Consider the following 23,761-nt stretch of genomic DNA (forward strand, 5'->3'; position numbering starts at 1 on the left):
TGCATCGCGGTGGTCTAGCCGGCAGCACCACGACGTCGCCCGGGTGCTTCTGGGTGGAACGTCGAAGATCTCTCGAAGCCCGGGACGCCACGGGCTGCGCGGCCTACGTTGCTACGCGAGCGGCGGGCAGCCCCACGGGGGCGACTGCACCGTCGCCGGAGACGGGAACGCCCCGCGACCAGGGGGTTGGTCGTGGGGCGTTCTTCCTGTCGCCGGACGTCAGGAATGGCGCCAGGGAGACGGGCGACCCCGATCGCTCACGGGGGTTGAACGACCGGGGTCGTGGACGAGTGTAGGCAGGGCGACCGGGCCCACCGAAGGTAAAGACGTGGTGACTCGCTTCACAGCGCGGCGACCGAGGCGATCTCGCCGATGGTCCAGACCGCTCCCACCCCGAACGGTGGAGTCCGACAACGCCTCTTACCGAATCCCGACCTCGGGCGTACCGTCGTGAGCAGATGTGGGGATGGGGTCGAGCCCCGTCAGGCCTGGGGGGCTGGCGGGGCTCAGCGCTTCACCAGCCACTGCCGACCGTGGTCAGCGCACCCACGAGCACCACGACCGCCCGGACGGGGTCGGCCGGCAGCGGCAGCGCCCCGATCTCGGCAAGGGTCTGCTCGTCGGCGCCGCGCCCGGCGGCGTACAACGGGTGGTCGGTGGCGAGTTTGCGCAGCGCCGACGCGTGCGAGGTGTACATCGTCGGACGCGTCGCCGCGAGCACGACGGCGTCGGCTCGCGAGCCGCGCGCCGCGGTGAGGATGGCCGGCACCGGGGTGTCCGCCCCCAGGAACCGCACCCGCACGCCCCGTTCGCGCAGCATCAGCGCCACGCAGAGCAGCACCATGTCGTGCCGCTCCCCCGGCGGGCAGGCCAGCAGGACGACCGGCGCGACCACCGTGGCGTCCGCAAGCACCGGGGCCGGGGGCACTGCGGCCAGCGCGGTCAGGGTGCGACGCAGCATGTCGCTGACGAAGTGCTCGTGGGCCACCGAGATCGTGCCGGCCTCCCAGCGGTCGCCGACCTCCTGCAGGAAGGGCAGCACCACACCGGTCACCGCGGCGGACAGTGGCACGTCCCACAGGAGCCTGGCGATGGCGATCTCCGCGGCCTCGGCGTCGAAGGTCTCGACGGCGGCCCACAGCTCGTCGGCGGTCGTCGTGGTGGTCACAGGCGCACGCTAGCCCTCGTCACACCTGTGCGTGACCTTCTTGCCGACCCGGCGGTGGTCAGACGGCCGCAGCCATCCGCGGGACCACGGTCGCGCCAGCTGCAGGGGTGAGCCAGACGGTGCTGCCCTCCTCGATCCCGTGGCTGCGCGCGTGGGCGCGGGTGACCACGACCGACACCTCGTCACCATCGACGGTGAGGACCGTGAGGCGCACCTCGAAGCCGATGCGCACCAGACGGGCGACCGTGCCCTCGACGCTGCCGGCGAGCTGGGGAGACGACTCGAGCTCGATGTCGTGGGGGCGGAGGGAGACGCCACCGAGGTGGGTCACCTCGCCGAGGAACGACATCACGAAGTCGTTGGCCGGCTCGTCGTACAGCTGGTCGGGGGTGCCGACCTGCTCGACGCGGCCCTCGTTGATCACCACGATCTCGTCGGCGACCTCGAGGGCCTCCTCCTGGTCGTGCGTGACGAAGACGGTCGTGACATGTACGTCGTCGTGGAGGCGGCGCAGCCAGTCGCGCAGCTCCTTGCGGACCTTGGCGTCGAGGGCGCCGAACGGCTCGTCGAGCAGCAGCACCGACGGCTCCACGGCGAGGGCCCGGGCGAGCGCCATGCGTTGGCGCTGGCCGCCCGAGAGCTGGGAGGGGAGCCGGTGCGCGAACTGCGAGAGGTGCACGAGCTTGAGCAGCTCCTGGACGCGGTGCTCGATCTCGTCCTTGGGGCGCTTGCGGATCTCGAGGCCGAAGGCGACGTTCTTGGCCACCGTCATGTGCTTGAAGACGGCGTAGTGCTGGAAGACGAAGCCGACGTTGCGCTTCTGCGCGGGCAGGTGGGTGGCCTCGACGCCCTCGATGGTGACCGAGCCGGTGTCGGCCCTCTCCAGGCCCGCGATGATGCGGAGCAGGGTCGACTTGCCGCCGCCGCTGGGGCCGAGCAGGGCGGTGAGCTGGCCGGTAGGGATCGTGACGTTGACGTCGTCGAGCGCCACGAAGTCGCCGAACTTCTTGTTCAGGCCGGTCACTTCGATGCTCATGGTGGTGCCTCTCTGGTCGATCAGGGGTGTGAGTCAGGGGTGCGTGTGCGGGGGAGGTCAGTGGTTGTTCTTGGGCCGGATGATCCCGACGATGACGATGCAGGCGACCGACACCATCGCGAGCAGGAAGGCCGTGGCGTAGGCGCCCTGCTGGTCGAAGTTGAGGTACTTCTCCTCCACCGCCAGGGTCGCGGTGCGGGTCTGGCCGAGCACGTTGCCCGACACGACCTTGACCGCGCCGAACTCACCGAGCGAGCGCGCCAGCGTCAGCACGACGCCGTACGTGATGCCCCACTTGATGGACGGCAGGGTGATCCGCCAGAAGCGCTGGAGCCCGCTGGCGCCGAGGCTCTGGGCCGCCTGCTCCTGCTCGATGCCGATCTCCTCGAGCACCGGCACGAGCTCGCGGATCATCAGCGGCAGCGCCACGAAGGTGGTCGCCATGATGATGCCCGGCGTCGAGAAGATGACGTCGAACCCCCAGCCGGCAAGCGTCGGCCCGAGCCAGCCGTTGCGGCCGCCGTAGACCAGCACCAGCGCGAGGCCGACGACGATCGGCGACACCGAGAGCGGGAGGTCGAGCAGGGAGTTGAGCAGTCGCTTGCCCGGGAACTCGTAACGGACGAGCAGCAGCGACATCCCCACGCCGAAGATCGTGTTGATGAGCACCGACCACACGGCGACGTACGCGCTCAGCTGCAGCGCCACGACCATGTCAGGGTCCTCGAGGAGCGAGCGGATCGACTCCCACCCGTTGTCGAAGGTGTGGGTCACGACCAGGGACACCGGCCACGCCACCAGGAAGAACAGGTAGGCGGTGACGATGAACCGGAGCAGGTAGGTGACCGGGGTCTTGCGCACCCGCGGGGGCCGACGGCGCTCCTCGACAGGAGGAAGCGCGTCGGCGGTCGGGTGGATCAGCGTGTCAGCCACGTGCGGCCACCCGCCTCTGGATCAGGTCCAGGACCACGATCACCGCGAGCGAGATGGCCAGCAGCACGGTCGCGACGGCCGCGGCCCCCGCGACGTTGTCGTTCTCGATGCTGCTGAGGATGCGCACGGAGGTGACCTCGGTCTTGAACGGGAGGTTGCCCGACAGCAGGACCAGCGAGCCGTACTCGCTGACGCCGCGGGCGAATGACAGGGCCGCGCCGGCGGTGATCGCCGGCGTGAGGCTGGGCAGGATGATGCGGCGGAAGGTGGTGAACCGGCTCGCGCCGAGCGAGGCCGCCGCCTCCTCCACGTCGTGCTCGAGCTCCTCGAGCACCGGCTGGACCATGCGGACCACGAACGGCAGCGTGACGAAGAGGAACGCGAGGAACACGGCCGGGCGCTGGTTGGCAATGTCGATGCCGATCGGGCTGTCGGTGCCGTAGAGCGAGAGCAGCACCAGGCCGGCGACGATCGTCGGCAGCGCGAAGGGGATGTCGATCAGCACCTCGAGCACCGACTTGCCCCAGAAGCGGTCGCGGACCAGGACCCACGCGATGAGCGGGCCCATCACGACGTTGACCGCCGTGACGCCGGCGGCGGTGAAGACGGTGAGCTTGATGGCGGCGGCCGTCTGGCCGTTGGTGATGGTCGTCCAGAAGACGTCCCAGCCACCGTCGATCGCGGTGACGACGACGGCCGCCAGGGGGATCAGGACCAGCGCGCTGAACCAGATCATGGCGATGCCGAGCCCGAGTCCCGACGACCGCGTGAGCGTGGAGCGCGGCCCCGACCGGCGAGGAGTCCTCGCCGGTCGGACCGCTGCGATCTCAGTTGAGGTCATGACAGAGATGGGGGTGGAGGTGAGTGACGTCGCAGGTCACTCGAGGGAGAGGCCGGCGCCGAGGATGGCCTCGAAGATCAGGCCGTTCTCCTCGTCGAAGAACTTCGTCGAGACCTCGTCCCAACCACCGAAGTCCTCGTCGACGGTCAGCAGCGTCCCGACCTCCGGGAACGGGTTCGACGGGTCGGCCGCGCCCTCGACGGTGCCGCCGTAGTCGACGTCGTCGCGGATCGGGCGGAAGCCGGTGAGCGCGAACTGCTTCTGGCCCTCGTCCGAGAGGACGAAGTCCAGCCAGGCCTGCGACGGCTCGGAGGCGTCCTCGAGGATGGCGCCCGCGTTCTCGATCAGGAGGGAGGTCTCGGGGAGGACGTACTCGAAGCCCTCATCGTTCTGGGCGGCGAGGATCGCCTCGTTCTCGTAGGCCATGAGGACGTCACCGGTGCCGCCGAGGAAGGCGGTGGTGGCGTCGCGACCGCTGCTCGGCAGCGACACGACGTTCTTGAAGAACTTGTTGACGTACTCGGTGGCCTCCTTCTCGGTGCCACCGTCGCTGATCACCTGGCCGTAGGCGGCGAGGGCATTCCAGCGCGCGGCGCCGGAGGACGCCGGGTTGGGCGTGACGATCTCGACGCCCGGCTTGACCAGGTCGGCCCAGGTCTTGATGTTCTTGGGGTTGCCGTCGCGGACACCGAACACCACGACCGAGCGCGAGACGACGCCCTTGTTGTCGCCGGCGTCCCAGTCGTCGGCCACGAGGCCCTCGTCGACGAGACGGGTGACGTCGGTCGGCACCGAGAAGTGGACGTAGTCGGCCTTGAGCCCGGCGGCGACCGCGCGGCTCTGGTCCCCCGAAGGACCGTAGGAGGTCTGGAACTTCACGCCCTCGCCCTCGGGCGTCTTGGTGAACTCCGTGGCGATGTTCTTGTTGGCGGCCTCGGGGACAGCGAAGCCGACGATGTGGATGGTGTTGGAGTCATCCTCTTCGCTGCTGCTGGCGCCACCGGGGGCGCATGCGGACAGGGCCAGTGCCCCTACGAGTGCGGCCGCAAGAGCGGCACGTGAACGGATCTGCATGGGGGATGCTCGACTTTCTCGATCGGTGTGCAATGTCGAGAAAGATACATGACTTTATTGACCGCGATGACATTGACCGCAGTTCGGTCGCGTGTCGTGGGTCACGCACCCGGCGGACGGGGTACCGGGGAGGCGTCCATCACGTGGGGAACGGCGGGATTCCGCCCCGTCCGCGACTATCGTGGGCAGCTGGGAGACGACTCTCGTGACACGTAGGAAGCAGGGCAGAGGTGACCCAGACCGACAAGCAGGTCAAGCAGCTCGACCGCGTCATCATCCGGTTCGCAGGAGACTCCGGTGACGGCATGCAGCTGACCGGTGACCGGTTCACCCAGGAAACCGCGGCGTTCGGCAACGACCTGGTCACGTTGCCCAACTTCCCGGCGGAGATCCGCGCGCCCCAGGGCACGCTCCCGGGCGTCTCGTCGTTCCAGGTGCACTTTGCCGACCACGACATCCTCACCGCGGGCGACGCCCCCGACGTGCTCGTCGCGATGAATCCGGCCGCGCTGCGGGCCAACCTCGGTGACCTCCACAAGGGCGCCACGATCATCGTCGACACCCACGACTTCACCGCCCGCAACCTGACCAAGGCGGGCTACACCGAGAACCCGCTCGACGGCGACACCCTCGACGCGTACGCCCTCCACACCGTCGACCTGACCGGCATGACGGTCGAGGCGGTCAAGGAGTTCGGCCTCTCGCGCAAGGACGCCTCGCGGGCGAAGAACATGTTCGCGCTCGGCCTGCTGTCCTGGATGTACGGCCGCCCCACCGACCCGACGACGACGTTCCTCACCAAGCGCTTCGCCAAGGTGCCCGACATCCGCGACGCCAACCTCGCGGCGTTCAAGGCCGGGTGGAACTTCGGCGAGACCACCGAGGCCTTCGCCGTGCAGTACGAGGTCAAGCCGGCGGTCCTGCCGCCCGGCACCTACCGCAACATCACGGGCAACCTCGCGCTGGCCTACGGGCTCGTCGCCGGTGGCGTCCAGGCCGGGCTCCCCGTGTTCCTCGGCACGTACCCGATCACCCCCGCCTCGGACATCCTCCACGAGCTGTCGAAGCACAAGTCCTTCGGCGTGACGACCTTCCAGGCCGAGGACGAGATCGCCGGCGTCGGTGCCGCCATCGGTGCGTCGTACGTCGGCCACCTCGGCGTGACCTCCACCTCGGGCCCCGGCGTGGCGCTGAAGTCCGAGGCGATCGGCCTCGCCGTGATGACCGAGCTGCCGCTCGTCGTCGTCGACGTGCAGCGCGGCGGCCCGTCGACGGGCCTGCCGACCAAGACCGAGCAGGCCGACCTGCTCCAGGCGATGTTCGGCCGCAACGGCGAGGCGCCGGTGCCGATCGTGGCGCCCCAGTCCCCCGGCGACTGCTTCGCCGCGGCCGTGGAGGCCACTCGGATCGCCGTCACCTACCGCACGCCGGTCCTGCTGCTGTCCGACGGCTACCTCGCCAACGGCTCCGAGCCGTGGCGGGTCCCGGCCGTCGAGGACCTGCCGGTGATCGACCCCGACTTCGCCACCGAGAAGAACCACGGCAGCGGCGACGACGCCGAGTTCTGGCCCTACCTGCGCGACGACAAGACGCTGGCGCGGCCGTGGGCGATCCCGGGCACCGCCGGCCTCGAGCACCGCATCGGCGGCCTCGAGAAGGGCGACGGGCACGGCAACATCTCCTACGACCCCGCCAACCACGACTTCATGGTCCGCACGCGCCAGGCGAAGGTCGACCGGATCGCCGACTCGATCCCACTGGTCCAGGTCGACGACCCGTCGGGCGAGGCCAAGGTGCTGATCCTCGGCTGGGGGTCCACCTACGGCCCGATCGGCGCCGGCGTACGCCGGGTGCGCAAGGCCGGCTACAAGGTCGCCCAGGCGCACCTGCGCCACCTCAACCCGTTCCCCAGCAACCTCGGCGAGGTCCTCAAGGGCTACGACAAGGTGCTCGTGCCCGAGATGAACCTCGGCCAGCTGTCGCTGCTGCTGCGCGCGAAGTACCTCGTCGACGCCGTCGGCTACAACCACGTCCGCGGACTGCCCCTCAAGGCCACTGAGCTCGCCCACGCGATCGGCGAGCTGGTCGGGCAGGCCGAGGGCATCGACGTCGAGCTCGGCGTGTGGGGCGAGCCCACCCAGAAGGAGCACATCTGATGAGCACTCCCCTCACCGGCACGCCCATCGAGCTGGGCCTCCCCGGCCTGCGCTCCGGCACCGAGCAGGTGCCGGCGGCCGACGGGCCGCAGACGGGCAAGGAATTCACCTCCGACCAGGAGGTGCGCTGGTGCCCCGGGTGCGGCGACTACGCCGTGCTCAAGGCCGTCCAGTCGTTCCTTCCCGACCTCGGCCTGCGCCGCGAGAACATCGTGTTCGTCTCCGGCATCGGCTGCTCCTCGCGCTTCCCCTACTACCTCGACACCTACGGCATGCACTCGATCCACGGCCGCGCGCCGTCGATCGCGACGGGCATCGCCACGGCGCGCGAGGACCTGTCGGTGTGGGTCGTCACGGGCGACGGCGATGCGCTGTCGATCGGTGGCAACCACCTGATCCACGCCCTGCGTCGCAACGTCAACATGACGATCCTGCTCTTCAACAACCGCATCTACGGCCTGACCAAGGGGCAGTACTCCCCCACGTCGGAGACCGGCAAGGTCACCAAGTCGACCCCGATGGGGTCTCTGGACCACCCGTTCAACCCGGTGTCGCTGGCCCTGGGGGCCGAGGCGTCGTTCGTGGCGCGCACCATCGACTCCGACCGCAAGCACCTCACCTCGGTGCTCGCCGCCGCCGCCGCACACCGCGGCACGTCGCTGGTGGAGATCTACCAGAACTGCCCGATCTTCAACGACGGCGCGTTCGACGCCATCAAGTCGCCCGACACCAAGGCCGACGCGATCATCCCGCTCGTGCACGGCGAGCCGATCACGTTCGGCAGCACGCTCGAGGACGGGCGCGGGGCGAAGGCCCTCGTCCGCGACACGGCGACCGGCGGTGTCCAGGTCGTGGCGACCGCCGACGTGGACGCTGCTGAGGTCCTGGTCCACGACGCGCACAGCCCCGACCCGACGATGGCCTTCGCGATCTCGCGGCTCACCGACTCCGGCTACCTCAACACCTCGCCGATCGGCGTCTTCCGCCAGGTCGAGCGACCGACGTACGACGACCAGGCTCGCGAGCAGGTCGCCGCGGCCGTCGACGAGGTCGGAAATGGCGACGCCGCCGACCGCTCCGCCCGTCTGGCGTCGCTGATCGGCGGCGGCGACACCTGGACGATCATCTGACGATCAGCTGATCGTCGCGCGGATCGTCCAGGTGCGGTGACCAGGGCTCAGTCGAAGTAGAGCGTCCAGACCTTGCCCTTGGTGTTGCCGAAGCCGTTGGAGTGGTCGACCTTCGAGCGCCACTTCCAGCGACCCTTGTCCGGGGCGAAGATGCGGGTCTTGAAGACGCCGCTGTCGTTGGTCTTGACCTTCTTGACCGTCTTCCACTTGCAGGAGCCGCACGCCTTCTTGAGGATCTTCACCTTCTGGTTGGCGTAGGGCAGCAGGGTGCCGTCGAGCTGCGGCTCCGTCACCGTGCCCTTGAGCTTGAAGGCGTTGTAGGAGACCTGCTTGGTCTTCGGCGGCACCTCCTCGATGACGCGCTTCGGGAGCGACCCGGCGCCGGCGCTCGTGCTGAGCCCGCCGACCAGGAGCAGTGCGGCGACCAGGGCCGACAGGACGGTGCGGAGAGTCCGCATGTGAGTTCCCCCTCGAGTGATGATGACTTCGTGGCCTGACGGGGTCCCACGCCCCGAGGCCGCTCCATCGTAGGCGACTGGCCGCCTCTACACTCCGGGAGTGCCAGATAGCCGACGCGGACTGATCTTCGGCGCGGTCGCCTACATCCTCTGGGGCACCTTCCCCCTCTACTGGACGCTGCTCGAGCCGGCCGGTGCGATCGAGATCCTCGCGCACCGCATCGTCTGGTCCGTGCTCACGATGCTCGTCATCCTCGTGCTGGCGCGACGCGTGGGCCAGTTCCGCGCACTGCTGCGCGACCGCCGCAAGCTGCTCCTCATCAGCAGCGCGGCCTTCGTCATCACCATCAACTGGGGCGGCTACATCTGGGGCGTCAACAACGGCCGCGTCGTCGAGACCTCTCTGGGCTACTTCATCAACCCGCTCGTGACCGTGCTGATGGGCGTGCTCATCCTCGGCGAGCACCTGCGGCGCCTGCAGTGGATCGCGATGGCCATCGCGTTCATCGCGGTCGCCGTGCTGACGATCGACTACGGACGGCCGCCCTGGGTCGCGCTCGTCCTCGCCTTCTCCTTCGGCACCTACGGCCTGCTCAAGAAGCAGGCGGGCGTGGGAGCCGTGGAGAGCATCACGCTGGAGACCCTGGTCATCGCGCCGTTCGCAGCGGCGTACATCGCCTGGCTGGTCGCCACCGGCGAGTCGAGCTTCGGCAGCCACGGCGCCGGGCACGCGCTCCTCTTCACCACCACCGGCATCATCACCGCCGTCCCCCTGATGCTCTTCGGCGCCGCGGCGATCCGGGTCTCGATGGTCTCGCTCGGGCTGCTGCAGTACCTCGCCCCCACCATCCAGTTCGCCCTCGGCATCCTCGTCTTCGACGAGGCCATGCCCGCCAGCCGCTGGATCGGCTTCGGCCTGGTCTGGGTCGCGCTCGCGATCTTCACGGTCGAGGCGGTCAACCACCGCCGCCGCCAGCTGCGCCTCGTGGCGCACGCCAGCGCGGTCTGAGAGCGCGCTCCGGCGGTGGCCACCCACACTCGGGGTGCTCAGAATGTGGCTCACGCACCGCCCGCCGGCGCGGCGGCGTACGACACGCGCGTCAGCGGTGAGCCACGCATGTTCTGGCGCTTGAAGACCTGCATCACTCACCGCCAGCACGCCAAGGTCGAAGTCTGCTCGTACTGGGTACGAGCAAAGTGTGAGCCAGACCGCTAGCGGTGGCCCACCCACATTCGGGGTGCTCGGAACGTGGCTCACGCACCGCCCGCCGGCGCGGCGGCGTACGACACGCGCGTCAGCGGTGGTCCACCCACATTCCGACCTCCCGGAATGTGGCTCACGCACCGCCCGGAGGCGGGGTCAGGACGAGCGGGTCGCGACGATGTCGGCGAACGACTCGAGAGCCGTGCGCACGGGGCCGGGGTCGAGGGCCTCGAGGAGCTTCTTGGCGCGGGCGGCCTCGGCCAGCACGTGGTCGCGGGCCTGGTCCATGGCCGGGTGCCGGCGCATGAGCTCGAGGGCCTCGGCGTGCTCGGCGTCGTCGGTCAGCGGGCGGCCGAGGAGCGACAGCAGCCGGGCGTCGGCCGGGTCGGTGGAGGCCTGGGCCATGAGGACGGGGAGGGTGGGTACGCCCTCGCGCAGGTCGGTGCCGGGCGTCTTGCCGGACGTGTCGGACTCCGAGGCGATGTCGAGGATGTCGTCGGTCAGCTGGAAGGCCGAGCCCACGATCTCGCCGTAGGAGCTCAGGGCCTCGACGACGTCCGGGCGGGCGCCGCTGAACATCGCGCCGTAGCGGGCGGACGTGGCGATCAGCGAGCCCGTCTTGCCGGCGACGACGTCGAGGTAGTGCTCCAGCGGATCCTCGCCCGGGCCGGGCGGAACGGTCTCCATGATCTGGCCCTCGACGAGCCGGGTGAAGGTACGCGCTTGGATCAGGACCGCCTCGGGTCCCAGCTCGGCGGTGAGCTCGGAAGAGCGCCCGAACAGGAAGTCGCCGGTGAGGATCGCGACGTTGTTGTCCCAGCGCGCGTTGGCGGTGTGGGCGCCGCGGCGCAGGGACGCCTCGTCCATCACGTCGTCGTGGTAGAGCGAGGCGACGTGGGTGAGCTCCACGACGCAGGCGGCGGTGTCGACCGCGTCGGCGTCGGGGTCCGGGCCGGCCTCCGCGGCGAGCAGCACCAGCAACGGGCGGAAGCGCTTGCCACCGGCCATCATCAGGTGCGCCGCCGCCTCCGAGACGAACTGCGCACGTCCCCGGCAGTGGTCGGCGAGCATCTCCTCGATGCGCGCCATCCGCTCGACCAGCCGCTGCTGGAGAGCGGCGTCGACGACGGGCATTGCAAGGGGCGAGTCGGTCACCTGATGAATTCTCCCGCAACAGCCGCGAGATCCAGCACCGGCCCCGGCAGCACGCCGAGGACGAGGGTGATCGCGGCACCGACGGCGATCGTCGTCGCGGTGAGCACCGACGGGTACGCCACGCTCGGGCCGTCGCCGATCGGCTCGTCGAAGTACATGACCTTGATGACCCGGACGTAGAGGAACGCCGCGATGATGCTCGCGATCACGGCCGCCACCACGACGGGCCAGGCGCCCGCCGCGAGGGCCACGGAGAAGACCGCGAGCTTGCCCACGAAGCCGGAGGTGAGCGGGATGCCCGCCATCGCCAGCAGGAAGAAGGCGAACACCCCAGCCACCACCGGCGACTCCTTGCCGAGGCCGGCCCACCGGTCGATCGCGGTGGTCTCGCCGCCGCCGTCGCGGACCAGGCTCACCACGGCGAAGGCGCCGATCGTCGCGAACCCGTAGGTCGCGAGGTAGAAGAGCACGGCCTGGACCGAGCTGATCTCGCCGACGGCCAGCTGGTCGGCGGCCTGCAGGCCGAGGACGCCGGTGAGGATGAAGCCGGTGTGGGCGACCGAGGAGTACGCCAGCAGGCGCTTGATGTCGGTCTGCGTGATGGCCAGCGCGGCACCGACGAACATCGACAGCACGGCGATGATCCACAGCATCGGCTGCCACGACCAGCGGTCCGCACCGAGGGCGACGTAGAACAGGCGCATGATCGCGCCGAAGGCCGCGACCTTGGTGCCGGCCGCCATGAACGCGGTGACCGGGGTCGGGGCGCCCTGGTAGACGTCGGGCGTCCACGCCTGGAACGGCACGGCGCCGACCTTGAAGAGCAGGCCGACCGAGAGCAGACCCGTGCCGATGAGCAGCAGGGTCTGGTTGCCCACGTCGTTGCGCACCGCCTCGTTGATTGAGGCGAAGTCCAGGGCGCCGGCGAAGCCGTAGAGCAGTGCCGCGCCGTAGAGGAAGAAGCCCGACGAGAACGCACCGAGGAGGAAGTACTTGAGCGCGGCCTCCTGGCTGAGCAGGCGGCGGCGGCGGGCGAGGCCGCTCAGCAGGTAGAGCGGGAGCGACAGGACCTCGAGGCCGACGAACATCGTCAGCAGGTCGTTGGCCGCCGGGAAGAGCATCATGCCGAAGACCGCGAACATCATCAGCGGGTAGACCTCGGTGTGCTCGCGGTTGGCCGCGATCGACGCGGTCTCCGCGTCGGTGCCCGGCACGGCGGCAGCCTGGCCGGCGAACGCCGACACCCCGCCGTCGAGGTGCCGCTCGGCGAAGAGCAGCACTCCGGCGATGGCCAGCGCGAGGACGAGGCCCCAGATGAAGAGGCTCGGCCCGTCGACTGCGATCGTCCCGCCGACGGTGAGCACGCCGCGCGCGGCGCCGTCGTCGTGCGTCTGCACCTTCTGCGCCACCAGCACCACGCCGACGAGGGCGAGCACGAGGCCACCGAGCGCCAGCACGACCTGGGCCGTGTAGCGGATCGAGCGCGGGAGGAACGCCTCCACGACGACGCCGAGGCAGGCGACACCGAAGACGGCCAGCAGCGGCCAGAGCTCGAAGTACTCGACGCTGGGCTTCACGAACTCGGTCACTGGGGACCACCCTCCTGGCCGATGCCCACACTCGCGAGCGACTCGTGGACGAACGGGTTGATGACGTCGAGCAGCGGCATCGGGTAGAAGCCGAACAGCAGGAGCGCGAGCAGCAGCGGGGCGAGGATGCCCACCTCGCGCCGGTCCAGGTCGGCCACCGGCTCGACGCCGACCCGGTCGGGTCCGGTCATCGTCCGCTGGTACATCCAGAGCGCGTAGAACGCGGCGAGGACGATCGCGAGGACGGCGACCGAGCCGACCAGCCAGTGGTGGTCGAACGCGGCGATGATGACGAGCATCTCGGACACGAACGGCGACAGGCCGGGGAGACCGGCCGCGGCGAGGCCACCGACGAGGAAGAAGCCGGCCAGCACCGGGGCTGCCTTCTCCACCCCGCCCATCTCACGGATGGACGCGGTGCCGGTGCGACGGATCAGGAACCCGGCGACGAGGAACATCAGCGCCGTCGCGATGCCGTGGTTGACCATGTAGAGGATCGCGCCGGAGCTGCCGTTCGAGCTGAACACGAAGATGCCCAGCACGATGAAGCCGAAGTGCGAGAGCGACGTGAGGCCGATCAGGCGCAGGACGTCGTCCTGGGCGATGGCGACCAGCGCGCCGTAGACGATGGAGATCAGCGCGAGCACGATCACGACCGGCGTCGCCCACTGCGAGGCGTCGGGCAGCAGCCCGAGGCAGAACCGCAGCATGCCGAAGGTGCCGATCTTGTCGAGGATGCAGACCAGCAGGACCGAGGTGCCGGTGGTCGCCTTCTCCGTCGTGTCGGCCAGCCAGGTGTGGACCGGGAACATCGGCGCCTTGATCGCGAAGGCGATGAAGAAGCCGACGAACAGCCAGCGCTGCGTGGTCTCGTCGATGTCGAGCGCGGCCAGGTCGCTGATCAGGAAGCTCGGGTTGCCCGCGTTGGCGGAGACGACGTAGAGCCCGATCACCGAGGCGAGCATGATGAGCCCGCCGGCGAGCTGGTAGATGAGGAACTTGGTCGCGGCACGGCCCCGGCCGGACCGGCCGAAGCCGCCGATCAGGAAGTACGCCGGGATCAGCGTCGCCTCGAACACGACGTAGAAGAGCAGCACGTCGGTGGCCGTGAAGACCGCCAGCGACATCGCCTCGAGGCCCAGGGTCCAGGCGAAGAAGGCCTTCGCGCCGTTGTTGCCCGGTGCCTCCGACTCGTGCCAGCCGGCCAGCAGCACGATCGGCACGAGGACGACCGTGAGCAGGACCATCAGCAGGCCGAGGCCGTCGACGCCGAGGGCGTAGTGGACGCCGAGCGACTCGATCCACGTGCGGGTCTCGGTGAGCTGCATGCCGTCGCCGGCGTTGTACTGCGCAGCGACAACGACGCCGACGACGAGGGTCGCGGCGGCGAAGCCGAGGCCGACCAGCCGGGCGACCGCGGCCGGCACGAAGGCCGTGACGAGGGCGCCGACGAGCGGCAGCAGGATCAGGACAGTCAGGATCATCCGAGGTTCACCGCCAGCAGAGCGAGGACGACCAGGAGGGCGCCACCGAGGAGGGACAGGGCGTAGGAGCGGACGAAGCCGTTCTGGACTCGACGCATCGTGGTGGACAGGCCGCCGACGGCGGACGAGCCGCCCTCGACGACACCGTCGACGCCGATGCGGTCGAAGGTGGCCAGACCACCGACGAGCGCGGCTCCGGGTCGTACGACGACTGCGTCGTTGATCGCGTCACCGTAGAGGTCGGCGCGGGCGGCGCGGGTCGCGAAGGACACGTCCTGCGGAGCCTCGCGCGGGACCTCGCGCCTGCCCACCAGGAACCAGGCCGCAGCGACGCCGAGCGCGACGACGGCGGTGATGAGAAGCGTGATCACGATCGGCGGCAGCGGCGGCTCGTGGTGCACGACGTGACCGGTCACCGGCTCGAGCCAGGTGACGATCCAGTCGTTGAGCAGCAGGGCACCACCGAGCACCGACAGCGCGGCCAGCACGATCAGTGGGACCGTCATCACCTTGGGCGACTCGTGCGGGTGGACGTCCTTCTCCCACCGCTTCTCGCCGAAGAACGTCATCAGCATCAGGCGGGTCATGTAGAAGCCGGTGATGCCCGCGCCGATCATGGCCAGGATGCCGATGAACAGGTTCTCGGCCAGCGCTGTCTCGATGATCCGGTCCTTGGACCAGAAGCCGGAGAAGCCCGGGAAGCCGATGATCGCGAGGTAGCCCATCGCGAAGGTCAGGAAGGTGACCGGCATCGCCTTGTTGAGCGCGCCGTAGTGGCGCATGTCCACGTCGTCGTTCATCCCGTGCATGACCGAGCCGGCTCCGAGGAACATGTTGGCCTTGAAGAAGCCGTGGGTGAGCAGGTGGAAGATCGCGAACGGATAACCCACCGGACCGAGGCCCGCGGCGAGCATCATGTAGCCGATCTGGCTCATGGTCGAGCCGGCCAGCGCCTTCTTGATGTCGTCCTTGGCGCAGCCGAGGATCGCACCCCAGAGGAGCGTGACGGTGGCGACGATGACGACCGCGGTCTGCGCGACGGGCGTGAGGTCGAAGATGAAGTTGGACCGGACGACGAGGTAGACGCCGGCCGTGACCATCGTCGCGGCGTGGATGAGGGCCGAGACCGGGGTCGGGCCCTCCATCGCGTCGAGCAGCCACGCCTGAAGCGGGACCTGCGCGGACTTGCCGCACGCGCCGAGCAGGAGCAGCAGGCCGAGGGCGTTGAGCGTGCCCTGGCTCGCCTCGCCCGCCAGCTCGCTCACGGCGCCGAAGTCGGCGGTGCCGAAGGTGGCGAACATCAGCGCGATCGCCAGCGACAGGCCGATGTCACCGACACGGTTGATGACGAACGCCTTCTTGGCAGCGGCAGCGGCCGACGGCTTGTGCTGCCAGAAGCCGATGAGCAGGTACGACGCCAGGCCGACGCCCTCCCAGCCCAGGAACAGGCCCACGAAGTTGGCCGACAGGACCAGCGTCAGCATCGCGGCGACGAACAGGTTGAGGTAGCCGAAGAAGCGGCGGCGACGCGGGTCGTGCTCCATGTAGCCGATGGCGTAGACGTGGATCAGCGTCCCGACGCCGGTGATGAGGAGCAGGAACAGCGCGGCGAGCTGGTCGTAGAGCAGGTCCATGCCGACCGTCAGCGAGCCGGTCTCGAACCACGTCCACAGTTGCTGGCCGACCTGGCGCGACTCGGCGTCGCGGCCCAGCAGCGCGAAGAACAGCACGAGGCTCAGCACGAAGGACAGCGCAGACATCGCGGTGCCGAGGAGGTGGCCGTGCTTGTCGGCGGCGGCCTTGAGCGAGGCCGGCAGGAACGGCGCGACGCCGAGCAGCAGGACCGCGCCGAGCGCCGGGAGCGCGATGACCAGCCAGAGCAGGTCGAACACACCGCCCGCGCCCATGTCGGGCGCGACCACGGGCGCGTGGGCGCCCTCCTCGGCCATCGGCAGGCCGGCCGCGAGGACTGAGTGGGACAACAGGTTCACGAGCGCTCCCTCAGTACTTCAGCAGGCTGGCGTCGTCGACCGAGGCCGAGCGTCGGGTGCGGAAGATGGTCATGATGATCGCGAGCCCGATCACGACCTCGGCAGCAGCCACCACCATCACGAAGAAGGCGGTGATCTGGCCGTCGAGGTTGCCGTGCTGCCGGGCGAAGGCCACGAAGGCCAGGTTGCAGGCGTTCAGCATCAGCTCGATGCACATGAACACCACGATGGCGTTGCGGCGCGTGAGGACACCCACGCAGCCGATCGTGAAGAGGATCGCCGAAAGAACGATGTACTGCGTCACTTGACGTCCTCCTCGGTCGTCGCGGGCGCGCCGGCCTTGCCCGAGGTCTCGGGCATCGTGGCGGGGTCACCGATCTGGCGGCGTACGTCGTCGATGTCGTCGGCGAGCGCGGGAGCCGAGCGGACCGTGCCGCGGGCGGCGAGCACCCGGGAGACCGACGACTCGGCGGCGGTGCCGTCGGGCAGCAGGGCCGGGGTGTCCACCGCGTTGTGGCGGGCGTAGACGCCCGGTGACGGCAGCGGGCCGAGGTGCTTGCCGTGCTCGGCGTAGTCGCGCATGCGCTGGGCGGCCTGGTCGGCCTGCGTCTGCTTCGGGGTCAGGCGCTCGCGGTGGGCGAGCACCATCGCGCCGAGCGCGGCGGTGATGAGCAGGGCGCTGGTCGCCTCGAAGGCGAACACGTAGCGGGAGAACAGGATGTTGGCGATCGCCGGGACGTTGCCGCCGGCGTTGGCCTCGTCGAGCCCGACCACCGTGCCGAGCGTGACCTGGCTGATGCCGAGGACCAGCACGACGCCGAAGAGCAGGCCGAGGGCGACCGCCATCACGCGCTGGCCGCGGATCGTCTCCACGACGGAGTCGGTCGCGTCGACGCCGATCAGCATCATCACGAAGAGGAACAGCATGAGGATCGCGCCGGTGTAGACGATGATCTGCACCGCGAAGAGGAACGGGGCGTCGAGCACGGCGTAGAGGAACGCCAGGCTGATCATCACCACGGCGAGCAGCAGTGCGGCGTGCACGGCCTTGCGGACGAACAGGATGCCCAACGCGGCGGCCACCATGATCGGGGCCAGGATCCAGAAGGTCATCGGGTGGCCCCCCGGTAGTAGTCGCCCTCGTCGTCACCGAGCCGCATCGCGTGGGGCGGCTCCTCCATGCCCGGCAACAGCGGGGCGAGCAGGTCGGACTTCTCGTAGATGAGGTCGGCGCGGTTGTTGTCGGCCAGCTCGTACTCGTTGGTCATCGTGAGCGCGCGGGTCGGGCACGCCTCGATGCAGAGCCCGCACAGGATGCAGCGCAGGTAGTTGATCTGGTAGACGCGGCCGTAGCGCTCGCCGGGGCTGAAACGCCCCGAGCCGTCGGGGAGGTCGACGTTGGACGCGCCCTCGACGTAGATGGCGTCGGCCGGGCAGGCCCACGCGCACAGCTCGCAGCCGATGCACTTCTCCAGGCCGTCGGGCCAGCGGTTCAGCTGGTGGCGGCCGTGGAAGCGCGGTGCCGTCGGGAGCTTCTCGAACGGGTACTGCTCGGTGACGACCTTCTTGAACATGGTCCGGAAGGTGACGCCGAACCCGGCGATCGGGTCCCAGAGGCTCTCCTTGATGCCCTTGGACCCCTGCCCGGACTGAGGGGACTCACTCATGGTTCTCCTCCGCTGAAGCGGTGACGGTGGTGCGGCTCTGGGCGAACGTCAGGGGCGCTGCGCCTCCGCGCACGGCGCCGCCCGCGGGCATCGGCGGCACGGGGAAGCCGCCGGCGAAGGCGTCGTGCGGCTCTTCGCTCGCCTCGGTCGGGCTCTCCTCGTCCGCCTTGTCGCCCCGGTCGCCGACGAACATCAGCGCCACGGTGAGGACGAGCAGGACGGCGATCGCGGCGACGAGGTAGGTGCGGTTGATGTTGCCCTCGAGCGAGATGACGCGGATGGTCGCGACGGCCACGATCCAGGCCAGCGAGACGGGGATCAGGATCTTCCAGCCCAGCGCCATGAACTGGTCGTAGCGCATGCGGGGCAGCGAGCCGCGCAGCCAGACGAAGAGGAAGATGAAGATGAAGACCTTGCCGAAGAACCACAGGAGCGGCCAGTAGCCGCTGTTGGCGCCCTCCCACACGTTCTCGATGCCCCACGGCGCGGCCCAGCCGCCGAGGAACAGCGTCGTGGCGATGGCCGACACGGTGGCGAGGTTGATGTACTCGGCCAGGAAGAACAGCGCGAACTTCAGGCTGGAGTACTCGGTGTGGAAGCCGCCCACCAGCTCGCCCTCGGCCTCGGGGAGGTCGAAGGGGGCACGGTTGGTCTCGCCGACCATCGAGATCACGTAGATGACGAACGACGGCAGCAGGATCAGGCCGAACCACAGGCGGTCCTGCGCGGCGACGATCTCCGACGTCGACATCGACCCGGCGTAGAGGAAGACCGCCACGAGCGCGAGGCCCATCGCGACCTCGTAGGAGATCATCTGCGCGCTCGAGCGCAGGCCGCCCAGCAGGGAGTACGTCGAGCCGGACGACCAGCCGCCGAGGACGATGCCGTAGATGCCGATCGAGGCGATCGCGAGCATGAAGAGCACCGCCACCGGCATGTCGGTGAGCTGCAGCGGGGTCTCGTGCCCGAAGAAGTTGACCACGGGGCCGAGCGGGATGACCGACCACGTGACGAAGGCGGGCACGACGGCGATGACCGGCGCGATGAGGAAGACGGCCTTGTCGGCCGCCTTGGGGACGATGTCCTCCTTGAGCGCGAGCTTCACGCCGTCGGCGAGCGACTGCAGGAGGCCGAAGGGGCCGTGCACGTTGGGCCCGACGCGGTGCTGCATCCGGGCGACCACACGACGCTCGAACCAGATGTTGAACAGCGTCAGCAGCACCAGGATCAGGAAGATGAACACGGCCTTGAGCAGGATCACCCACCAGGGGTCCTGGCCGAAGGCGGCCAGGCCCGGGTCGGGCAGGTCCGCCGCGAGCGGAGCGAGCTGCATCATGAGGTGGCTCCCTTCAGGGTGACCGTGCTGCCGGGAGAGGCCAGCTCGGCGAGGACGCCGCGGCCGAAGGACCGGGCCGGGACCCAGACGACACCGTCGGGCATGTCGGCGACGACGACGGGCAGCGTCACGCTGCCCCGGTCACCGGTGACCGTGACGAGCTGCTCGCCGCCGGGCTGCGCCTCGAGCATGCCGAGCACGGACTCGTACGACGCGCGGCTCACGCGGGCGACCGGCCTGCGGGCGGTGGCACGCAGGTGCTCCTCGCCGTCCTGCATCGAGCCGAGGTCGACGAGCTGCTTCCAGGTGGCGAGGGCGAAGGCGGTCTCGCCCTTCTTCGCCGCCTTGACCGGCTTCGGCGGCTTGCCGGCGTCGAGCGCCGGACGGGCACCGTCCCACGGGCCGAGGGACTGCATCTCGTCGCGCACCTCGGCGACGGTGCGGAAGCCGAGCGGGCGTCCGTGACCGATCGCGGCGAGCTCGTCGGCGATGCCCGACAGGACACGCAGGTCGGGCAGCGAGGCCGGGTTGGCGAACACCGCGTCGAAGGACCGCGCACGTCCGTCCCACGTGACGAAGGTGCCGGCCTTGTCGGTGACCGGGGCCACCGGCAGGACGACGTCGGCCACGCGGGTCACGTCGGTCTCGCGCAGCTCGAGGCTGACGACGAAGCGGGCCGCGTCGAGGGCGGCGCGGAACGCGGCCGGGTCGGCGGTGTCGTCGGGGTCGACCCCACCGACGACGAGGCCACCGAGGTCACCCTTGGCCAGCGCCGCGACGATCGCGTTGCCGTCACGGCCGACCTTGGCCGGGAGGGAGTCCGCGCCCCACGCGGCGCCCAGGTCGACGCGCGCGGACGCCTCGGTGAGCGGACGCCCGCCGGGCAGCAGGTTGGGCAGCGCGCCCGCCTCGACCGCGCCGCGGTCACCGGCACGTCGCGGCACCCAGGCGATGCGGGCGCCGGTGCCGGCCGCGAGGTCGGCGGCGGCGCTGAGCGCGCCGTGCGTCTGGGCCAGGCGCTCGCCGACGAGGATGACGGCGTCCTTGGTGACGCCGTGCTCGGCGTCCTTGAGGGAGCCGATCACCTCGACCTCGGTGCCGGGAGCGGCGGGCACGAGCCGGCCGTTCATCTTCGTCAGCCCGCGCGAGGCGTAGGACGCCACGGACACGACCTGCGTACGACCGCGCTTGGCGGCCTTGCGCAGGCGCAGGAAGAGCGTGGCCGCCTCGTCCTCGGGCTCGAGGCCGAGCAGGACCACGACGGGTGCGGCCTCGAGGTCGGCGTAGGTGACGTCACCGGACAGCGCGACGTGGGAGGCGAGGAAGCTCGCCTCCTCCGCGGAGTGCGGGCGGGCGCGGAAGTCGATGTCGTTGGTGCCGAGGGAGACGCGGGCGAACTTGGCGTAGGCGTAGGCGTCCTCGGCGGTGAGGCGACCGCCGGTGAGCACGGCAGCGGCGCCGGCATCGCGGAGGCCGCGGGCGGCGACGGCGAACGCCTCGGTCCACGACGCGGGGCGCAGCTGGCCGTCCTCGCGGATCTGCGGGTAGGTGATCCGGTCGGCGACCTGGGCGTAGCGGAACGCGAAGCGGTCCTTGTCGCTGATCCACTCCTCGTTGACCTCGGGGTCGTTGCCGGCGAGGCGCCGCATGACCTTGCCGCGGCGGTGGTCCACACGGATCGCCGCACCACAGGCGTCGTGCTCGGCGACACCCGGCGTGGAGACGAGGTCGAAGGGACGCGAGCGGAAGCGGTAGTCGGCCGAGGTGAGCGCACCCACCGGGCAGATCTGGATCGCGTTGCCGGAGAAGTAGCTCTCGTAGGGCTCGCGCTCGTAGATCGCGACCTGCTGCAGCGCGCCGCGCTCGGCGAGGGCGATGAAGGGGTCGCCGGCGACCTGCTCGGAGAAGCGGGTGCAGCGCGCGCACAGCACGCAGCGCTCGCGGTCGAGCAGGACCTGGGCGGAGATGTTGATCGGTTTGGGGAAGGTGCGCTTGATGCCGCCGCGCTCGGCGAACCGGCTCTCGCCACGGCCGTTGCTCATGGCCTGGTTCTGGAGGGGGCACTCGCCGCCCTTGTCGCAGACCGGGCAGTCGAGCGGGTGGTTGATGAGCAGGAACTCCATGATGCCCTGCTGCGCCTTGTCGGCGACCTCGCTGGTCGCCTGGGTGTTGACGACCATGCCCTCCGCGACCGGCAGGGTGCACGAGGCCTGCGGCTTGGGGAAGCCGCGTCCGTTGCCGGCGTCGGGGATGTCGACCAGGCACTGGCGGCACGCGCCCACCGGGTCGAGCAGCGGGTGGTCGCAGAAGCGCGGGATCTGCACGCCGACCTGCTCGGCGGCGCGGATGACCAGGGTGTCCTTGGGGACGCTGACCTGGACGCCGTCGATGGTCAGGGTGACCAGGCCGGTGTCGGTCTTCTCCGGCGCCTTGTCGGTGGTGCTCATGCACTTGCTCCCACGGGTGCGAAGGCGGTCGAGGCGGCCGGGTCGAACGGGCAGCCGCCGTGGGTCAGGTGTGCGAGGTACTCGTCACGGAAGTGCTGGATCGAGCTCGAGATCGGGCTGGTCGCACCGTCGCCGAGGGCGCAGAACGAGCGGCCCAGGATGTTGTCGCACTGGTCGAGCAGCAGGTCGAGGTCGCCCTCGTCGCCCTGCCCCTTCTCCAGGCGCGCCATCGTCTGCGTCAGCCACCACGTGCCCTCGCGGCACGGGGTGCACTTGCCGCAGGACTCGTGCTTGTAGAACTCGGTCCACCGCAGCACCGCGCGCACCACGCAGGTGGTCTCGTCGAAGAGCTGCAGGGCGCGCGTGCCCAGCATGGATCCGGCAGCGCCGACTGACTCGAAGTCGAGGGGCACGTCGAGGTGCTCCGGCGTCAGGAGCGGGGTGCTCGACCCGCCGGGCGTCCAGAACTTCAGCTCGTGGCCCTCGCGCATCCCGCCGGCGAGGTCGATGAGCTCACGGAGGGTGATGCCCAGCGGCGCCTCGTACTGGCCCGGGTTGGTCACGTGCCCCGACAGGCTGAAGATGCCGAAGCCGTTGGACTTCTCGGTGCCCATCCCGGCGAACCAGGCTGCGCCGTTGGTGATGATGCTCGGCACCGACGCGATCGACTCGACGTTGTTGATCACCGTCGGGCTGGCGTAGAGGCCGGCGACGGCGGGGAACGGCGGCCGCAGGCGCGGCTGGCCGCGACGGCCCTCGAGGCCCTCGAGCAGGGCGGTCTCCTCGCCGCAGATGTAGGCGCCGGCACCCGCGTGCACGATGAGGTCGAGGTCGTAGCCCGAGCCGTGGATGTTCTTGCCGAGGTGGCCGGCCAGGTAGGCCTCCTGAACCGCGCGCTGCAGGCGGCGGATGACGTGGAGGACCTCGCCGCGCACGTAGATGAACGCGGTGTTGGCGCGGATGGCGTAGGAGCTGACGATGACGCCCTCGACCAGCGTGTGCGGGCTGGCCATCATCAGGGGGATGTCCTTGCACGTGCCGGGCTCGGACTCGTCGGCGTTGACGACGAGGTACTTCGGCCTCGGGTTGTCCTGCGGGATGAAGCCCCACTTCATGCCCGTCGGGAAGCCGGCGCCGCCGCGGCCGCGGAGACCGGACTCCTTGACGGTGTCGATCACGGCGTCGGGCGTCATCGCGAACGCCTTGTCGAGGGCGGCGTAGCCACCGCGCTCCTCGTACGACGCCAACGTCCAGGCGCGGTCGGCGTCCCAGTTGTCGGTGAGGACCGGCGTCAGGGTGTCCGTCACGAGTTCTCTCCCTTGGCTCCCGAGGCTTCCGTGGCTGACCTGGCGGCGCCCGCCGTCCAGCCCTTCTCGCGGGCGATGGCCAGGCCGGCCAGCGAGGCGGGGCCGGCGGCCGGCCCCTCGTCGGCGCGGTCGTCGGGGAAGCCGGCGAGCACGCGCTCGGCCTCGCGCCAGGTGCAGAGCCGCGGCCCGCGGGTCGAGTGGACCTCCCGGCCGGCGCGCAGGTCGTCGACGACCTGGACGGCCGACTCGGGCGTCTGGTTGTCCATGAACTCCCAGTTGACCATCATCACCGGGGCGTAGTCGCAGGCCGCGTTGCACTCGACGTGCTCGAGGGTGATCTTGCCGTCCTCGGTGGTCTCGTCGTTCCCGACGTCGAGGTGGTCCTTGAGCCGCTCGAAGATCAGGTCGCCGCCCATGACGGCGCACAGCGTGTTGGTGCAGACGCCGACGTGGTAGTCGCCGACCGGCTTGCGCTTGTACATCGTGTAGAACGTCGCGACCCCGTTGACCTCGGCGGCGCTGATCCCGAGGATCTCCGCGCACGCCTCGATGCCCTCGGGGGTGATCCGGCCCTCGACCGACTGCACGAGGTGCAGCATCGGCAGCAGGCCGGAACGCTTCTCGGGGTAGCGGTCCGCGATCTCGCGCAGCTCCGCCCAGGTCTTCTCGCCCAGGCCGGCGCGCTCGAGGCCGTTGGCCCCGTTGGACTCGTGGCTCATCGGCGGGGTCCCCTCGAAGTTGTCGGGCGGAGGAGCGAAGCGGGGGAGAACGAGAAGTTCGTGGGG

20 protein-coding genes are annotated in these 23,761 nt (G+C 69.9%); 3 read left to right on the forward strand and 17 right to left on the reverse strand.

The window, feature by feature from the left end; all coding sequences use genetic code 11:
- Positions 1-514 precede the first annotated feature (514 nt).
- From JOD65_RS22440 to JOD65_RS22460, 5 genes are read right to left on the reverse strand one after another with little or no spacing between them, the layout of a single operon-like run.
- The gene (locus JOD65_RS22440) at positions 515-1,168 is read right to left on the reverse strand and encodes a cobalamin B12-binding domain-containing protein (protein WP_191194435.1); all 654 of its coding nucleotides are present in this window, start codon (positions 1,166-1,168) and stop codon (positions 515-517) included.
- Between the two features lie 58 nt (positions 1,169-1,226).
- Complete coding sequence (locus JOD65_RS22445) at positions 1,227-2,204, reverse strand: sulfate/molybdate ABC transporter ATP-binding protein (RefSeq protein ID WP_191194434.1); 978 nt, start codon at positions 2,202-2,204, stop codon at positions 1,227-1,229.
- Positions 2,205-2,261: 57 nt separating this feature from the next.
- A complete protein-coding gene (locus JOD65_RS22450) occupies positions 2,262-3,137 on the reverse strand; it encodes a sulfate ABC transporter permease (RefSeq protein ID WP_191194433.1) in 876 nt (291 codons plus the stop codon).
- On the reverse strand, positions 3,130-3,978 hold the full coding sequence (gene cysT / locus JOD65_RS22455) for a sulfate ABC transporter permease subunit CysT (protein WP_191194432.1): 849 nt from the start codon (positions 3,976-3,978) through the stop codon (positions 3,130-3,132). Before cysT ends, JOD65_RS22450 begins: the two co-directional genes overlap by 8 nt.
- Before the next feature lie 36 nt (positions 3,979-4,014).
- Entirely contained in the window at positions 4,015-5,052 is a 1,038-nt protein-coding gene (locus tag JOD65_RS22460; protein WP_191194431.1) for a sulfate ABC transporter substrate-binding protein, read from the reverse strand.
- Positions 5,053-5,282: 230 nt separating this feature from the next.
- On the opposite strand from JOD65_RS22460, the gene JOD65_RS22465 reads away from it, so the two are divergent.
- Together JOD65_RS22465 and JOD65_RS22470 are read left to right on the forward strand one after the other, a co-directional pair.
- Entirely contained in the window at positions 5,283-7,208 is a 1,926-nt protein-coding gene (locus JOD65_RS22465; RefSeq protein ID WP_204811356.1) for a 2-oxoacid:acceptor oxidoreductase subunit alpha, read from the forward strand.
- Positions 7,208-8,338 (forward strand): 2-oxoacid:ferredoxin oxidoreductase subunit beta, encoded by a 1,131-nt coding sequence (locus JOD65_RS22470; protein ID WP_191194430.1) that lies wholly within the window; start codon positions 7,208-7,210, stop codon positions 8,336-8,338. Before JOD65_RS22465 ends, JOD65_RS22470 begins: the two co-directional genes overlap by 1 nt.
- A gap of 47 nt (positions 8,339-8,385) precedes the next feature.
- On the opposite strand, the gene JOD65_RS22475 is transcribed toward JOD65_RS22470, so the two are convergent.
- Positions 8,386-8,796, reverse strand: a complete 411-nt coding sequence (locus JOD65_RS22475) for a hypothetical protein (protein WP_191194429.1) — start codon at positions 8,794-8,796, stop codon at positions 8,386-8,388.
- A gap of 100 nt (positions 8,797-8,896) precedes the next feature.
- Between JOD65_RS22475 and rarD the strand changes: the two genes are divergently transcribed.
- A complete protein-coding gene (gene rarD, locus JOD65_RS22480; RefSeq protein WP_191194428.1) occupies positions 8,897-9,805 on the forward strand; it encodes an EamA family transporter RarD in 909 nt (302 codons plus the stop codon).
- A gap of 351 nt (positions 9,806-10,156) precedes the next feature.
- Here the strand turns inward: rarD and JOD65_RS22485 are convergent, their stop codons facing one another.
- The 11 genes from JOD65_RS22485 to nuoE all read right to left on the reverse strand — a co-directional run bounded on the left by JOD65_RS22485 (position 10,157) and on the right by nuoE (position 23,695).
- Positions 10,157-11,134 (reverse strand): polyprenyl synthetase family protein, encoded by a 978-nt coding sequence (locus JOD65_RS22485; protein WP_191195447.1) that lies wholly within the window; start codon positions 11,132-11,134, stop codon positions 10,157-10,159.
- A 17-nt stretch (positions 11,135-11,151) separates the two neighbouring features.
- Positions 11,152-12,744 carry an NADH-quinone oxidoreductase subunit NuoN gene (nuoN, locus tag JOD65_RS22490; protein WP_191194427.1) on the reverse strand — a complete coding sequence of 531 codons (1,593 nt, stop codon included), beginning with the start codon at positions 12,742-12,744 and terminating at the stop codon, positions 11,152-11,154.
- Positions 12,741-14,228 carry an NADH-quinone oxidoreductase subunit M gene (locus JOD65_RS22495; RefSeq protein WP_191194426.1) on the reverse strand — a complete coding sequence of 496 codons (1,488 nt, stop codon included), beginning with the start codon at positions 14,226-14,228 and terminating at the stop codon, positions 12,741-12,743. The genes nuoN and JOD65_RS22495 overlap by 4 nt, the downstream gene beginning before the upstream one ends.
- Positions 14,225-16,135 carry an NADH-quinone oxidoreductase subunit L gene (gene nuoL / locus JOD65_RS22500; protein WP_191195446.1) on the reverse strand — a complete coding sequence of 637 codons (1,911 nt, stop codon included), beginning with the start codon at positions 16,133-16,135 and terminating at the stop codon, positions 14,225-14,227. The genes JOD65_RS22495 and nuoL overlap by 4 nt, the downstream gene beginning before the upstream one ends.
- Before the next feature lie 94 nt (positions 16,136-16,229).
- Complete coding sequence (gene nuoK / locus JOD65_RS22505; RefSeq protein WP_191194425.1) at positions 16,230-16,523, reverse strand: NADH-quinone oxidoreductase subunit NuoK; 294 nt, start codon at positions 16,521-16,523, stop codon at positions 16,230-16,232.
- The gene (locus JOD65_RS22510) at positions 16,520-17,332 is read right to left on the reverse strand and encodes an NADH-quinone oxidoreductase subunit J (protein WP_191194424.1); all 813 of its coding nucleotides are present in this window, start codon (positions 17,330-17,332) and stop codon (positions 16,520-16,522) included. Before JOD65_RS22510 ends, nuoK begins: the two co-directional genes overlap by 4 nt.
- Complete coding sequence (gene nuoI, locus JOD65_RS22515; RefSeq protein ID WP_191194423.1) at positions 17,329-17,886, reverse strand: NADH-quinone oxidoreductase subunit NuoI; 558 nt, start codon at positions 17,884-17,886, stop codon at positions 17,329-17,331. Before nuoI ends, JOD65_RS22510 begins: the two co-directional genes overlap by 4 nt.
- A complete protein-coding gene (nuoH, locus tag JOD65_RS22520; protein ID WP_191195445.1) occupies positions 17,879-19,219 on the reverse strand; it encodes an NADH-quinone oxidoreductase subunit NuoH in 1,341 nt (446 codons plus the stop codon). The genes nuoI and nuoH overlap by 8 nt, the downstream gene beginning before the upstream one ends.
- Positions 19,219-21,669, reverse strand: a complete 2,451-nt coding sequence (locus tag JOD65_RS22525) for an NADH-quinone oxidoreductase subunit G (protein ID WP_191194422.1) — start codon at positions 21,667-21,669, stop codon at positions 19,219-19,221. Before JOD65_RS22525 ends, nuoH begins: the two co-directional genes overlap by 1 nt.
- Complete coding sequence (gene nuoF, locus JOD65_RS22530) at positions 21,666-22,976, reverse strand: NADH-quinone oxidoreductase subunit NuoF (RefSeq protein ID WP_191194421.1); 1,311 nt, start codon at positions 22,974-22,976, stop codon at positions 21,666-21,668. Before nuoF ends, JOD65_RS22525 begins: the two co-directional genes overlap by 4 nt.
- A complete protein-coding gene (gene nuoE / locus JOD65_RS22535; protein ID WP_191194420.1) occupies positions 22,973-23,695 on the reverse strand; it encodes an NADH-quinone oxidoreductase subunit NuoE in 723 nt (240 codons plus the stop codon). Before nuoE ends, nuoF begins: the two co-directional genes overlap by 4 nt.
- Between the last annotated feature and the right edge of the window lie 66 nt (positions 23,696-23,761).

The sequence above is a fragment of the Nocardioides cavernae genome (genome assembly GCF_016907475.1).
GTDB classification, from domain to species: domain Bacteria; phylum Actinomycetota; class Actinomycetes; order Propionibacteriales; family Nocardioidaceae; genus Nocardioides; species Nocardioides cavernae.

Bases quoted from the DNA above. Each gene is read 5' to 3' on its own strand.
- JOD65_RS22445 (WP_191194434.1), bottom strand. From the start codon at position 2,204: ATGAGCATCGAAGTGACCGGCCTGAACAAGAAGTTCGGCGACTTCGTG.
- cysT (WP_191194432.1), bottom strand. From the start codon at position 3,978: ATGACCTCAACTGAGATCGCAGCGGTCCGACCGGCGAGGACTCCTCGC.
- JOD65_RS22460 (WP_191194431.1), bottom strand. From the start codon at position 5,052: ATGCAGATCCGTTCACGTGCCGCTCTTGCGGCCGCACTCGTAGGGGCA.
- JOD65_RS22470 (WP_191194430.1), top strand. From the start codon at position 7,208: ATGAGCACTCCCCTCACCGGCACGCCCATCGAGCTGGGCCTCCCCGGC.
- JOD65_RS22475 (WP_191194429.1), bottom strand. From the start codon at position 8,796: ATGCGGACTCTCCGCACCGTCCTGTCGGCCCTGGTCGCCGCACTGCTC.
- JOD65_RS22485 (WP_191195447.1), bottom strand. From the start codon at position 11,134: ATGCCCGTCGTCGACGCCGCTCTCCAGCAGCGGCTGGTCGAGCGGATG.
- JOD65_RS22495 (WP_191194426.1), bottom strand. From the start codon at position 14,228: ATGATCCTGACTGTCCTGATCCTGCTGCCGCTCGTCGGCGCCCTCGTC.
- nuoL (WP_191195446.1), bottom strand. From the start codon at position 16,135: ATGGGCGCGGGCGGTGTGTTCGACCTGCTCTGGCTGGTCATCGCGCTC.
- JOD65_RS22510 (WP_191194424.1), bottom strand. From the start codon at position 17,332: ATGACCTTCTGGATCCTGGCCCCGATCATGGTGGCCGCCGCGTTGGGC.
- nuoI (WP_191194423.1), bottom strand. From the start codon at position 17,886: ATGAGTGAGTCCCCTCAGTCCGGGCAGGGGTCCAAGGGCATCAAGGAG.
- nuoH (WP_191195445.1), bottom strand. From the start codon at position 19,219: ATGCAGCTCGCTCCGCTCGCGGCGGACCTGCCCGACCCGGGCCTGGCC.
- JOD65_RS22525 (WP_191194422.1), bottom strand. From the start codon at position 21,669: ATGAGCACCACCGACAAGGCGCCGGAGAAGACCGACACCGGCCTGGTC.
- nuoE (WP_191194420.1), bottom strand. From the start codon at position 23,695: ATGAGCCACGAGTCCAACGGGGCCAACGGCCTCGAGCGCGCCGGCCTG.